The organism is Ruminococcus bicirculans (ex Wegman et al. 2014), from assembly GCF_000723465.1.
GTDB lineage: Bacteria > Bacillota > Clostridia > Oscillospirales > Ruminococcaceae > Hominimerdicola > Hominimerdicola aceti.
In genome coordinates this window covers 561,850-575,635 of record NZ_HF545617.1, presented here as the reverse complement: position 1 = coordinate 575,635, position 13,786 = coordinate 561,850, and the positions used below count along the sequence as shown (strand labels likewise).

At 44.1% G+C, this 13,786-nt stretch carries 13 protein-coding genes and 2 tRNA genes; 9 read left to right on the top strand and 6 right to left on the bottom strand.

What is annotated here, in order from left to right; translation table 11 throughout:
• Positions 1-63: 63 nt before the first annotated feature.
• From RBI_RS13045 to iorA, 3 genes are read right to left on the bottom strand one after another with little or no spacing between them, the layout of a single operon-like run.
• Positions 64-561 (bottom strand): HD domain-containing protein, encoded by a 498-nt coding sequence (locus RBI_RS13045; RefSeq protein ID WP_041337510.1) that lies wholly within the window; start codon positions 559-561, stop codon positions 64-66.
• Positions 561-1,136, bottom strand: coding sequence for an indolepyruvate oxidoreductase subunit beta (locus RBI_RS13040; protein WP_022287481.1), 576 nt, complete (start codon positions 1,134-1,136; stop codon positions 561-563). The genes RBI_RS13045 and RBI_RS13040 overlap by 1 nt, the downstream gene beginning before the upstream one ends.
• Before the next feature lie 28 nt (positions 1,137-1,164).
• The gene (iorA, locus tag RBI_RS13035; protein WP_041337509.1) at positions 1,165-2,892 is read right to left on the bottom strand and encodes an indolepyruvate ferredoxin oxidoreductase subunit alpha; all 1,728 of its coding nucleotides are present in this window, start codon (positions 2,890-2,892) and stop codon (positions 1,165-1,167) included.
• 411 nt (positions 2,893-3,303) lie between these two features.
• Here iorA and RBI_RS13030 point away from each other — a divergent pair, with 411 nt between their 5' ends.
• The 6 genes from RBI_RS13030 (at position 3,304) to RBI_RS13005 (ending at position 8,404) form a co-directional block, all read left to right on the top strand.
• The gene (locus RBI_RS13030; protein ID WP_051706952.1) at positions 3,304-4,545 is read left to right on the top strand and encodes a galactokinase; all 1,242 of its coding nucleotides are present in this window, start codon (positions 3,304-3,306) and stop codon (positions 4,543-4,545) included.
• A 13-nt stretch (positions 4,546-4,558) separates the two neighbouring features.
• Positions 4,559-5,095, top strand: a complete 537-nt coding sequence (locus RBI_RS13025; protein ID WP_051706951.1) for a hypothetical protein — start codon at positions 4,559-4,561, stop codon at positions 5,093-5,095.
• An 18-nt stretch (positions 5,096-5,113) separates the two neighbouring features.
• On the top strand, positions 5,114-5,782 hold the full coding sequence (gene trmB, locus RBI_RS13020; RefSeq protein ID WP_041337508.1) for a tRNA (guanosine(46)-N7)-methyltransferase TrmB: 669 nt from the start codon (positions 5,114-5,116) through the stop codon (positions 5,780-5,782).
• Complete coding sequence (locus RBI_RS13015; protein WP_041337507.1) at positions 5,782-6,276, top strand: hypothetical protein; 495 nt, start codon at positions 5,782-5,784, stop codon at positions 6,274-6,276. The genes trmB and RBI_RS13015 overlap by 1 nt, the downstream gene beginning before the upstream one ends.
• 110 nt (positions 6,277-6,386) lie before the next feature.
• Complete coding sequence (locus tag RBI_RS13010; protein WP_051707018.1) at positions 6,387-6,878, top strand: RNA polymerase sigma factor; 492 nt, start codon at positions 6,387-6,389, stop codon at positions 6,876-6,878.
• Entirely contained in the window at positions 6,875-8,404 is a 1,530-nt protein-coding gene (locus RBI_RS13005; RefSeq protein WP_041337505.1) for a hypothetical protein, read from the top strand. Before RBI_RS13010 ends, RBI_RS13005 begins: the two co-directional genes overlap by 4 nt.
• A gap of 168 nt (positions 8,405-8,572) precedes the next feature.
• Here the strand turns inward: RBI_RS13005 and ilvC are convergent, their stop codons facing one another.
• From ilvC to ilvB, 3 genes are all read right to left on the bottom strand, one after another.
• The gene (gene ilvC / locus RBI_RS13000) at positions 8,573-9,598 is read right to left on the bottom strand and encodes a ketol-acid reductoisomerase (RefSeq protein WP_041337504.1); all 1,026 of its coding nucleotides are present in this window, start codon (positions 9,596-9,598) and stop codon (positions 8,573-8,575) included.
• 68 nt (positions 9,599-9,666) lie between these two features.
• Positions 9,667-10,164: an acetolactate synthase small subunit gene (gene ilvN, locus RBI_RS12995; RefSeq protein WP_041337503.1), complete on the bottom strand. Its 498-nt coding sequence runs from the start codon at positions 10,162-10,164 to the stop codon at positions 9,667-9,669.
• A 118-nt stretch (positions 10,165-10,282) separates the two neighbouring features.
• Positions 10,283-11,908, bottom strand: a complete 1,626-nt coding sequence (gene ilvB, locus RBI_RS12990) for a biosynthetic-type acetolactate synthase large subunit (protein WP_041337502.1) — start codon at positions 11,906-11,908, stop codon at positions 10,283-10,285.
• Positions 11,909-12,158: 250 nt separating this feature from the next.
• Between ilvB and RBI_RS12985 the strand changes: the two genes are divergently transcribed.
• The 3 genes from RBI_RS12985 (at position 12,159) to RBI_RS12975 (ending at position 13,439) form a co-directional block, all read left to right on the top strand.
• Entirely contained in the window at positions 12,159-13,091 is a 933-nt protein-coding gene (locus RBI_RS12985; protein WP_038671142.1) for an IS481 family transposase, read from the top strand.
• 147 nt (positions 13,092-13,238) lie between these two features.
• Positions 13,239-13,327, top strand: a tRNA-Ser gene (locus RBI_RS12980).
• 22 nt (positions 13,328-13,349) lie between these two features.
• Positions 13,350-13,439: transfer RNA gene (locus RBI_RS12975), tRNA-Ser, on the top strand.
• The last annotated feature ends 347 nt before the right edge of the window (positions 13,440-13,786 follow it).

Sequence of the window (13,786 nt, the reverse complement as noted above, 5' to 3'; positions counted from 1 at the left end):
GGAACACACCTCCTGTTAAAATGGTTTCGGTCATATTACTCGGGTATCAACTTTGCACAAGTATCATACGCCGTACATTTCTTCAAGCATCTTAATGCCTGTTTTCGTTTTGAACACCTTGTCACGGAAGCTTTTTATGCTCTCTTTGGAAAGGCTGTCCTCGAAAGCGTTCACAAGGAAATCGGCTTCCAAGAGTATCTGCCAGTCAAGCCCCTGGGCGCCCTCATAGGTGTGATGATGTGCGATAAGAAAGCACACCCTGTCTATGATATCCTCGTCAAAGTCAAGCTCTGTGAGCATTTTCCGTGCAGGCTCAGGACCTAACTGTTCCTGAAGCTTTCCGCCGCAGTGACCCTTGCCGTATCTCTCCTCCGCAGGCTTTATGCCTATATCATGCACCACCGACGCAACGTCAAGGCAGTACATAGTGCGGATATCAAGCCCCTCTGCCCTGCTGATAACACGGGCAAAGGTATGCACCTTTATAAAGTGCTGTATACGCTTAGGGTCGCCGCTGAAAAACTCGGTCATTTTTATGATAAGACCGCTTATCTCGTCCATTATTTTACCTCTCTGCCGAGAGCGAACGCCTTTTTATTCAGTTCAAGGAACTTTGCAGGAACACAGTTTTCAAGAGCCTTCTGCCAAACGTCCTCGTCAAAAGCCATTTTAGTTGACACAACGCCCATGAGAACAACGTTTGAAGCCTTTGCAGTACCAGCCTGCTCCGCAAGTGCCAGTGCGTCAACAGCGATAACGTCAACGCCCTCTGCTTTAAGCTTGCCTATGATATCCTCAGGATAAACAGCCGCACCTGTGATAACAGGCATTGGGTCTATCTGCTGAGTTGAAGTGATGATATGTCCGCCCTTCTTGAGATATGAAACATATCTTGCGGCTTCAAGCTGTTCAAAGCTGATGATGATATCAGCTTCGCCTTTTTCAACTACAGGCGAGCATACCTCGCTGCCGTACTTAACGTATGTAACAACAGAGCCGCCACGCTGGCTCATTCCGTGTACCTCGCTGACCTTGACATCAAACCCCTGTGAGAGAAGCACGTTTCCTATTATTCTTGACGCAAGCAGTGAACCCTGTCCGCCTACGCCCACTATCATAATTGATCTTGTTTTCATTATTTACACCTCGAAATATATGTTATCATTAGTCGCATATCGCACCCAGCTTACACATTTCCTTGCATATGCCGCAGCCTACGCACTGTGTATGGTCGATAACGCACTTGCCGTCATGGATAGATATAGCAGGACAGCCTATCTTCAGGCACTGCTTACAGCCAACGCACTTATCCTTGTTTACCTTGAGTGGTGGATTGTGCTTTACATATTTAAGAAGTGCGCATGGACGTCTTGAAATAATAACGCTTGGTTCTTCCTTGGCAAGCTCTTCCTTGATAACAGCCTCTGTTTCAGCCATGTGATATGGATCAACGACTCTTACGCTCTTGATACCAAGTGAATGGCAGAGCATTTCAAGGTCAACGGCATAAGCAGGGTCGCCCTTAAGGTTTTTACCAGTTGTAGGGTTCTGCTGATGACCCGTCATACCTGTGATAGAGTTATCGAGAATGATAACAGTTGAATTTGTGGAGTTATATGCAACGTTCACAAGACCTGTCATACCGCTGTGCATGAATGTAGAGTCACCGATAACGGCAACAGACTTCTTCTCAGCCTCTGCACCTCTTGCCTTGTTAAATCCGTGAAGTCCGCTGATAGAAGCACCCATGCAGATAGTTGAATCCATAGCACAAAGCGGTGCTGTTGCGCCGAGAGTGTAACAGCCGATATCGCCTGATACCATAACGCCCAGCTTATGCAGGCAATAGAACAGACCTCTGTGAGGACATCCCGGACACATAACAGGAGGTCTTACAGGCACGTTATCCTCAAATGTGATATACTCAGTCTTCTCGCCAAGTATCTTTTCAGCAACGATAGTCTGTGATATCTCGCCCATAAGGCTGAACAGTTCCTTGCCGATAACGTTCACGCCGTTCTTTTTGCAGTGTGTTTCGATAACATCGTCAAGCTCCTCGATTACATAGACCTTTTCGCACTTTGCGGCAAAGTCCTTTATTATCTGAATTGGCATTGGGTTTACGATACCGAGTTTGAGATATGAAGCCTTGTCGCCCAGAGCCTCTTTAGCATACTGATATGAGATACCGCTTGTGATAACGCCTATCTTTGTATCGTTCATCTCTACCTTATTGAGCGGTGAAGTTTCGGCATAATCAGCGATAGCTTTCATTCTTGCTTCAACGATAGGGTGACGGCGGATAGCGTTACCAGGCATCATAACATACTTCTGGATATTCTTTTCATATGGGATATTCTCCCTTTCCTCTCTCTCGCAAAGCTCAACGGCTGACTGAGAGTGAGAAACTCTGGTGGACAGTCTTACGATAACAGGAACATCGAACTTTTCAGAAAGCTCGAAAGCAGCCTTAGCAAACTCCTTGCACTCTCCTGAATCGGAAGGCTCTATCATCATTGTCTTAGAAGCGATAGCATGGTGACGTGAATCCTGCTCGTTCTGTGACGAGTGCATACCAGGGTCATCGGCGACAGCTATTACCATACCTGCCGTTACGCCTGTGTAGCCTGCTGTGTAAAGAGGGTCAGCAGCAACGTTAAGACCAACGTGCTTCATTCCGCAGAAGCTTCTTGCACCGCCTATAGAAGCACCAAGAGCCACTTCCATTGCCACCTTTTCATTAGGCGCCCACTCAGCATATACCTCGTCATATTTTGCAACAGCTTCTGTTATCTCAGTTGACGGAGTACCAGGGTAAGATGATACAACCTTACAGCCTGCCTCATACAGACCTCTTGCAAACGCCTCGTTTCCAAGCATTAGTTTTTTCATACAATAAATCTTTCCTTTCACTGCACCGACCATTTTTTCGTGGTCGGTAGAAATAAACAATAATTAAAATAGACATAAGTAATTATACCACAAATTTCACCAAAATGCAACAACTTTTTTGATTTAAAGCACCAATAGAGCGTTATAAAAAGTTTGCTTACGGCAATTTTGTCAGTTTGCATAAAATATCAAGGGAGCTTCTGTGCAAAAATTTATGCCAGCTTACACGTTTTGAGCAACAAAAAATAAATCGCCGCCAGGCGATACCATAATTCCTCATTCCTCACTCTTAACACTCCTCATTCCTCATTCTTACCTCCTCACTTGTTTAAAAAATTGTACTTGAAAAAAGAGCATAAATGTTGTATAATAACAAGGTATACTTATATTTACGTTCGGAGGATATACATAATGAAAAAATACACACTTGACGAGGTCTACACAGCCGATATGACAGCGTTTCAGAGAGAAAGATATAACAGAGTTGCAGATGAATTTGAAAAGCTTTTCGGTGAAAAGCCAACTGCTTTCTTCTCAGCTCCAGGCAGAACTGAGGTAGGCGGCAACCACACCGACCACAACTTCGGCTGTGTTCTTGCGGCAGGCGTTTCACTCGACGTTATTGCCGCTGTCGCTCCTGACACCGAAGAGAACGTTATTACAATAAAGTCCGAGGGCTTCCCAATGGACACTGTGAACGTTGATGACGACGCTATCTACGAGGAGCAGAAAAACACATCAGCGGCACTTATAAGAGGTATGTCCGCAGGCTTTAAGAAGAATGGCCACAATGCCGGGGGCTTCAAGGCTTATGCTACTTCAAACGTGCTCAAAGGCTCTGGACTTTCTTCATCTGCGGCTTATGAAGTGCTTATCGGAACTATCCTCAACGGTCTTTACAACGAGGGCGAGGTTTCTGCAGTGGAAATAGCTCAGATAGCTCAGTTTGCGGAAAATGTATATTTTGGCAAGCCGTCAGGTCTTATGGACCAAATGGCTTCATCAGTAGGCGGATTTATCACTATCGACTTTGCTGACGAAAAGCACCCTGTTATCGACTCTGTAAAGTTCGATTTCACAAAAAGCGGTCACGCACTGTGTATCGTTGACACAAAGGGCAACCATGCCGACCTCACCCCTGAGTATGCGGCTATCCCTGCGGAAATGAAGTCTGTTGCGGCTTTCTTTGGCAAAAAGGTGCTGAGAGAGATAACAAAGGAACAGCTTCTTGAAAACATCTGTGCTGTTAGAGAAAAGTGCAGTGACAGAGCTGTGCTTAGAGCGCTCCACTTCTTTGACGATAACGAGAGAGTTGGCAAGGAAGCTTCCGCACTTTCAGAGGGCGACTTTGACGCTTTCCTGAGCCTTATCAATGAATCAGGTGATTCATCATTCAAATATCTTCAGAACATCTATGCCTCTTCTGCTCCAAACGAGCAGGGTCTTTCACTGGCTCTGTATCTTGCAAAGCAGGCTCTTGGCGGTGAGGGTGCTTGCAGAGTTCACGGCGGTGGCTTTGCAGGAACTATCCAAGCGTTCGTACCCGAAAAGAAGCTTGAAGCTTTCAAGGCTGAAATGGAGAGAGTATTCGGTGAAGGCTCATGCTATGTGCTGTCCATAAGACCTGTTGGCGGCGTGCAGATCGACCTTTAATATAGGAGTTGTCATGAAAAATCCATTTGCAGGCTTGAAGAAAAAGCAGGTGAAGTTGCAGTTTTCCACCTGCGGAGAGATAATGATAGACGGACTTCCCTTTGCTTTCGGAGTGGAGAGTGCAGGGAAAGCGTCAGACAAAGGGCTTTGCGTTTCGATATCTGGTGAAGCTGTCAATGACGGACGTGTTACCTTTTCAAACCTTGAATACTACGAAAACCATGGCGGAAAGATAACCATTGTGAAGCATGGCTTTTCACTTGTCACCAAAAAGGACGGCAAGAAAATTTATCAGGCGAAGTTTACCAAAATACCTATCACCGAAAAGGACACCTCAATGCTTTTCAGAAAGCTCACCGAGGAAGAGGTCGTCCAACGGCTCAACTGCGAGATAGCTTTTAAGGTGACCCCTCATTTCAGCGGTGAGGACACACCCGAAGTCATGCTTACAGTTTATCCTTATGAAAATATGCTCACAGGGTCGGCTGTGCAGTGGCTAAAGGTCACGTCTGACAAGGACTATTTTCTGCACAAATATTCTAATAAATAACAGGAGAGTTTATCCCATATGAGAATGAGAAGAAAGAAAAATCTTGAGGCACGTCTTGAAGCCTGCGGAGATTATATTTTATATCTTGACCGTGACGAGAAGAATTTTCAGGACAAATCAAACAAACAGCTTATTGACTTTGAGAAGATATTCGGAAACAGCAATCCCCTTGTGCTGGAAATAGGCTGTGGAAAGGGTCAGTTTGCAAGAGAGATAGCAAAGAGAAATCCTGACAAGAATTTCCTTGCAGTAGAAAAAAGCAGTAACGTTATAGTTGATGCCGCACAAATGGCTATAGACGAGGGCATACCGAACCTGAGATTTGCAAGGGGCGAGGCTGAATATCTGGATTGCTTTATCCCTGAAAAGTCAGTGGAGTGTATCTATCTTAACTTTAGCTGTCCGTATCCTAAAAATACATATGCACGTCATAGGCTCACATACCGAGCTTTTCTTGAAATATACAGACGTATTCTTGTGGACAAGGGCGAGATATACCAAAAGACCGACAATATGCACTTCTTTGAGTTCTCCTTGGAGGAGTTCTCTGCGGCAAATTACGGACTTAAAAACATTTCTCTCGACCTTCACAACAGTGGCTTCGAGGGCAATATCGTAACGGAATATGAGAAGAAATTCTCAGACATGGGTATGCCTATCTACAGATTGGAGGCGTTCGTAAAATAATGAGCGAGCAGATAAATCCAATTGTCAGCGAGAAAGATATGGGTACTGACGGCAAGCTTCGCAAATGGTCAACAGGCAGAAAAGCCAAGTGGATAATTTGGATAGTCATAATCTTAGCAGTAGCACTCGGCTTCTGGCATCAGCACTATATGCGCTCCGACAGCCAGATAAAAGCCGTTTTCAATGACAATAAGACTAACTTTCAGACCACTGCGGAGTTTATGATAGAAAGCATTTCATGCGAAAAGCCGACACTACCAAAGGGCAAATGCTCCATTAAATCGCTCACTGAAAACAATGCCTGCAAGTCTGTGAAGAAAGAACTTGAGGAGTTGGAGCGCAGGAACGTTACATACATCGACAGCGACGGCTTGACAGTGAAATTCTATACCATTTATGATCATTACTATATTTACCGCTCACCCATAAGCTCATCAGGGGGCGAGGATAACCTCGGTGACGGGTGGTCTTATGTAAAAACAAGTAAAAGCTGATTTTTTATGGACGAAAAAATTTTTTCGTCCATTTTTTTATGCAATCAAACGGTCTTTACATTCGTGTTATAGATGAAAGGCTTTTCAAAACAACAAAGGAGGTGACAGCTTTGACAAGAGATATTGACTACATAGTTGACAAATTTTCAGACGATATCTACCGAGCGGCACTGGCAGTCACAGGCAGCGTTCACGAGGCGGAGGATATAGTCAGCGAGGTCATAATAAAATATTTCACAAGGCAGGGTGAGCTTTTCTTCAATGATGACGAGCATCTTAAAGCGTGGCTGCTGAGAACGGCGATAAATCTATCTAAAGACCTGCTAAGGTCGGCAGGCAGACGTCTACGTGCAGAAAATGAGGTAAGTGCAAGAAGCGATTTTTCATCACCTGATATGCAGATAGATGTGCAAAACGCTATAAACAGGCTGGATAAAAAATACAGGATAGTGCTTTATCTTTTTTATTATCAAGGCTGCAAGACCGATGAGATAGCCGACATTTTGGGAACAAGCAAGGGCACGGTCACATCAAGGCTGAAAAGAGCAAGAGAAAAACTAAAGCTTTCACTTTCAGACTACGAAAAGGAGATGAGCGTATGAACGAAAGAGATATAAAGAATTATTTTGCAAACGCAAGCCTATCGGAACAAAAGAAAGATCAGCTCAAAGAAACGCTCAAAAAGCGTTTTCCACAACAAAACGGAGATATAAATACGGATACTTTCACACCACAAACCGAGCCGACACAGCCTGCCATAGTCGCAAGACACAAGGGTGCAAAGGTAGTTGCGGCAGCGGCGGCAGTGGCGCTTGTAATGTCAGGCGGAATTTACATGACAAGAAATATCCATGACTACGAGCCGAACGCAGGCACAGCTCCACCTGCAAACAGCAGTGTATCCGGCGATACAGGTACACTGCAGTTGTGTTCAGCAGACTTTATAAAGCTTGCAGACACAGTGCTTGAAAGCGCAAATTCTACGGTAGGAAATCTCGACATAATACAAAACAGCCCTGCATACTGCGATATGGTCTACAGCGGCAACTATGACGAAAATATCGAGGGCAAGGAACACAGCACAAGGTATTACGTTGACCTGCTGGAGAAAACCGACAGCGGACTTCCAAGCGTGGATTTTTTGACAGATGATAACAGCTATGAGCCAAATTCTTTGGTAATCGATATCCTGTCGGAGATAAAAACCCTTGATGAGGACGCTTTTAACAAGGCGGTGAATTGCAGAATAGAAGCCCATATTGAGAATAACAACTGCAAGATAACCATTTCAGACAGCGATAACAGCGTTTCTCTCAAATACGGAAGCGGCGAAAGCTTCACTGAAAATGCCAAAATTATAGCTCAAACCCTCAAAAATGACCTGCTGGATATCTATGACGAAAGCTCTATGAAAAACCCAGACAATGCCATTTTTAGCTACTCCCCTGCTGACTATAATTATTACAACGATATCATGAACAGCAACAATACAACAGAATATGTAAAGTCAGACTATGCGCAAAATGGATATATCACAAACGAAAGTCTGAACCTCCTGGCCCTGAATATCGTCAACGATTCGGACATACAGTTCAATATGGCGACAGATTATTTCACTGTGGATATGTTCACAAACAGATTTACTCTGTATAGCTACGCCAATGACGGAAGCTGGGCGGTGTATGATTCCGCTCCGTTTTCAAGCACCAGCACTGTGGAAGCTGACCCGTCAGCCACGGCGCAGTATATTTTTGAAAAGGCGCAGGCGCTTGTAACAAAGTATAACACCAGCGGCAAGAAGCTTCACTTTGACAATGTGACCTCACTCGACCTTGCGAAAGAGCTTGCAATGTCGTATGTGCCAGATATGGACAAAGAAGATAACATCACGCCGGAGCTTTTCGCATATGGACTTTGGGTAGAAACTCTGCCATATGACAAAGAGTCCAGCTCCTATGATTTATCCGGACTTGACTTTTCAATATACTTTGAAAAGGATAAGGACGGCAGTGCATATGATGTAACCCAGGTGGATGTCACAGTTGAGGGGGATATGGTTTATTCATACACCACTGATGAGCATGACAGCGTTGAAACTTATGACCAAAATGACAGTGCATTATCTTAACAAAACAATGTTGGTAGCTCGGTTGCTCACTAAACAAAGGTAGAGTTACCGAGCCACAAAATAAAAGCTATGCTCCAAGATAGAGTAGCGAAGTAAAAAAAGAAAAAAAGTGACCTGCAAAGTTAATTGCAAGTCGCTTTTCTTTATGCAATAATATTTATCTGCAAATTAGTTGTTGATGAGCTTCTCGTCATCATTGTTCCAGCTGTAGAGCTTTCTGATCTCCTTACCAACCTTCTCTGAAGGATGCTCAGCGTGGAGCTTTCTCATAGCCTTGAAGTGTACCTGTGAACCTGCGTCAGACATATCAAGGAGGAAGTCCTTAGCGAATGTACCGTCCTGAATGTCAGACAGAACCTTCTTCATAGCCTTCTTAGTGTCCTCAGTAACGATCTTTGGACCTGTGATGTAGTCGCCGTACTCAGCTGTGTTAGAGATAGAATATCTCATGCCCTCAAAACCTGACTGATAGATAAGGTCAACGATGAGCTTCATCTCATGGATACACTCAAAGTATGCGTTTCTTGGGTCATAACCAGCTTCACAAAGTGTTTCAAAACCAGCCTGCATCAGTGCGCAAACACCACCGCAGAGAACAGCCTGCTCACCGAAGAGGTCTGTTTCTGTTTCTGTTCTGAATGTTGTCTCAAGAACACCTGCTCTTGCTCCGCCGATACCAAGTGCATATGCAAGTCCGATATCCTGTGCGTTGCCTGTTGCGTCCTGCTCAACTGCGATAAGGCAAGGTGTACCCTTACCAGCCTGATACTCAGAACGTACTGTGTGACCAGGAGCCTTAGGTGCGATCATGATAACATTGACATTCTTTGGTGGTACGATGCAGCCAAAGTGAATGTTAAAGCCGTGTGCGAATGCAAGAGTCTTACCCTCTGTGAGGTATGGCTCGATAGATTTCTTATAAAGTGCAGCCTGCTTCTCATCAGGAATAAGGATCATGATGATATCAGATGTCTTTGCAGCTTCCTCAGTTGTCATAACTGTAAGACCCTGCTGCTCAGCCTTTGCCCAGCTCTTAGAACCTTCGTAAAGACCTACTACTACGTCAACACCGCTCTCCTTAAGGTTGAGCGCATGAGCGTGGCCCTGTGAACCGTAACCGATAATGGCAACTCTCTTACCCTTGAGTACGTTAATGTCGCAATCCTGCTGATAGAATATTCTTGCCTGTGCCATTGTTAATTCCTCCAAATTCAGAAATTTTAGATTTATTTTATGTAGCCTTTCGGCTATATAATCAAAGTTTATTTGCCTGCATTGAATGTGTCAGAGCCTTTCTCTATTGCGATAGTGCCTGTTCTTACCATTTCGATTATTCCGTAAGGTGCTATGACCTCCTCAAATCTGCAAAGATGAGCGTAAGTGTCGCAAAGCTCCAATGTCATTGTCGTAAGCGTTATATCCATGACCTTAGCCCCTGTGATATCCGCAATAGTCATTATCTCACTGCGTCTGTTTGCGACCGCAGACACCTTGACTATCATAAGCTCTCTTGCTAGATACTCATTAGCCTCAAATGTCTTTACCTTGATGACTTCTATAAGCTTATTGAGCTGTTTCTCGATCTGCTCAACTGTATGCTCGTCACCGTCAGCAACTATCGTTATTCTTGAAACGTCAGGGCCATGAGTTGGACCAACTGCAAGGCTCTCGATATTGAACCCACGTCTTGAAAACAGTCCGGAAATTCTTGATAGAACACCGCTGTGGTTTTCTACAAGAACTGAGATCGTATGTTTCATAAATCAACCTCCATAAGGAAACCTTTCCTTGATTTTTTATTATATCAGCTTATTATTAAGATTTCTTGAACGCAAACGCTATATACTGTAAACGCTACAGATAGTTAAAATATTGGCCTTATAATGTTGGCATATCCTTATCCACAACGACTTCAACAAGGCAAATGCCTTTATGTTCAGCAAGCATTTCGATGCCCTTATCCATAGTATCATCGTCATAAACTCTCATTGCAGGTATGCCATAAGCTTCTGCGAGCTTGATAAAGTCAGGAGAGCCGTCAAGAAAAACTGCTGTCTGTCTGTCATGATAGCCGTTTGTCTGAAGTTCTCTTACCATGCCAAGGCGGTTGTTTGTCATTACTACCACCTTTATATCAACGCCGAACTGAACGGCTGTTGCAAGCTCCATGAACGACATCTGAAAAGCTCCGTCACCGCATATAGCAACTGTTGCTCTGCTGTTGTCAGCCATTTTTGCACCTATTGCCGCAGGCACAGAATAACCCATCGTACCCATGCCGCCTGAGGTAAGAAGTCTGCCCTCCTTGCGGAACTTATATTCAGTGCAGGTCCATATCTGATTTTGTCCAACGTCTGCCACAACAGTAACATTGGCAGGCATTTTCTTTGCAAGCCTGTCGATAAACACCCTCGGATTGACAGTACCCTTTGCAGGCTCAACATACTTTCTCTCGCCCCCAAGGGTCTTGATGTGAGCTATCCACTCATCGTGCTTCATAGGTTTTGCAAGCTCCGTCATTTGCTGTAAAACAAGCTTTGCGTCGCCAACGAGAGGCAGGTCAGCGCCGATATTCTTACCTATCTCCGCAGGGTCGATATCTATATGTATTATCTTAGTAGTTTTCTCCAGAGCCAAAGGTGTTTTAACAGCTCTGTCGCCAACTCTTGCACCCACAAGGAACAGCACGTCGCACTCGTTCACAGCGGCATTTGCCATTTTAACACCGTGAGTTCCTATCATGCCGCAGAAAAGCTGGTCGTCATCAGGGAAAACAGAAATGCCCATCATAGTTGTGATAACAGGTATCTGCATAAGGTCGGCAAGCTCTCTTATCTCGTTCTCAGCGTGAGCGGCAAAAACGCCTCCGCCAATACAGATAAGTGGCTTCTCAGCCTCTTCCAACGCCGCCATTACACGCCTTACCTGAACGTAGTTGCCCTTTGTTGTAGGCTTATAGCTTCTTATCTCGCACTTTTCAGGGTACTCAAAGTCGATAACAGACTTCTGAACGTCCATAGGAATATCTATAAGCACAGGACCCGGTCTGCCCGTACCTGCGATATAGAAAGCCTCTTTGAACACTCTCGCAGTGTCCTCAGGGTTTTTGAGAAGATAGCTGTGCTTAACGAACGGCTCAGCCGAGCCTGTAATGTCAGCCTCCTGAAAAACGTCAGAGCCTATCTGGTCGGTATTCACCTGACCTGTTATGCACACGATAGGTATAGAATCCGCATAAGCGGTAGCAATAGCAGTAATAAGATTAGTTGCACCCGGACCTGATGTAGCGATACAGACCGCAGGCTTGCCTGAAATTCGTGCATAGCCGTTAGCCGCATGACCACCGTTAGCTTCCTGTCTCACAAGCACCTGCCTGATGTCGTTTTCAGCATCCAGCAAAGCGTCATAGAAAGGACAGATAGCAGCTCCGGGATAGCCAAAGACGACTTTTACGTTCTCAGCTTTCAAACATTCAACCATAGCCTGACTTACAGTCATCTTCATAATAAAGTCGCCTCCATTAAAAATTTTCTGTATAAATTATCATATAAAGTGATAAAACATACAAAGCTGTGATTTATTATACCATATTTATAAGATTTCGTCAAGTATCGTTAGCATACGAAGGAATATTTATGTGTAGTGCTACAATAGATATTGGACAAAATTAAGAAAAAAGAAAAGAGAGATAGGCAAAAATCTGATAAAATAAAGTTACCACACAAATACAAATCAGAAAGGAAGCCTATCTCTCATGAATAGTATAACACAAGATATGAAGTTTCGTCAATCCTTAATGAATTACGCAAAGAAATATGGAGTGAGCCGAGCGAGCAGAAAATACAATAAATCACGTTCATATATATATTTCTGGCTGAAACGCTGGGACGGAAGTGTGGAGTCCCTCGCAGTTAAATCACGCCGACCGCATCATCATCCCAACGAGCATACCAAGGAAGAAATAGATCTTATCAAAAGGTATCACAAACGAAACCCAACGCTTGAGCTTCCCGAACTATGGCATCGTCTCAGAAAACAAGGGTATACACGCTGTCTTGAAAGTCTTTACAGGGTTATGAAAAAACTAGGAATGCTTCCGAAAAAGCCGAAGAAAGCGACGTATAAACCAAAGCCATACGAGCAGATGACATACCCCGGAGAGCGTATTCAGGTGGACGTAAAGGTAGTTCCGAGAAAGTGTATAGCTGACCCAGAGATGAAGCTGTACCAATACACGGCGATCGATGAGTATACCAGGATAAGATTTTTATACGGATATGAGGAGCAAAGCACCTATTCTTCAGCAGACTTTGTAAAAAGGCTGGTGAAATGGTACAAACGCAGAGGAATAACGGTGAAATGTATTCAGACCGACAATGGATTTGAATTTACTAACCGCTTTTCGCCAAGCAAAAGAGACAAGAAAACGCTGTTTGAGAATACGCTCTCACAACTTGGCATTGAACACAAACTCATTCGTCCATATACGCCCAGGCACAATGGCAAAGTAGAGCGCAGTCACCGAGAAGATCACAACAAATTCTATTCGTGCCATAGGTTTTATTCCTGCGACGACTTAAACGTGCAGCTAGCTGCACGTTTAAGTCGAACAAACAACCGTCCTATGCGTCCCCTCAAATGGTTTTCGCCTATCGAATTTCTTAATAATAGTGTCCAATATGATTGACAAACCTACACGTTAGCATACGAAGGAATATTTATGCTTAAAAAAATTTCGCAAAAAAAATTTGAAAAAGGGGTTGACAAGACAGATGAACTGTGCTATAATAATTAAGTCGCTGAGAGAGAACGACACAAAACAAATAATTAATGTGGACAGGTGTCCGAGTGGTTTAAGGAGCTGGTCTTGAAAACCAGTGATACGGCAACGTACCGTGGGTTCGAATCCCACCCTGTCCGCCACATTTTTTATATATACAGGTTTGCGGATTTACCCAAGTGGTGAAGGGGCTCCCCTGCTAAGGGAGTAGGTCTGGAAACGGGCGCGAGAGTTCAAATCTCTCAATCCGCGCCAAGTTTTAAGTCTCACAAATCACGTAATTGCGTGGCTTGTGAGCTTTTTTATTTTTCGCCGCCTGCGTTTTGGTCATTGTTTGGTCATTATGGCTTTGAAAATTGCATATCTGAAAGTAAAAGAGCAGGTTTTAACGCCTGCTCTTTGTGTTTATTATATATCTGCAACCAAGCTTTCAATAAGCAGCCTAACGCCTGCACGAAAGCCCGCTTTGAAATAATCCCGTTCCGCTCTGCACAATACATCACCTAAGTCACCACCGTCGCTGCTGTCGATTAAGTCATCACGGTTCATCTCTTTTTCGATTTTTTCTATTTTTTTATAGAACTTATGATAAGCTTCATAAA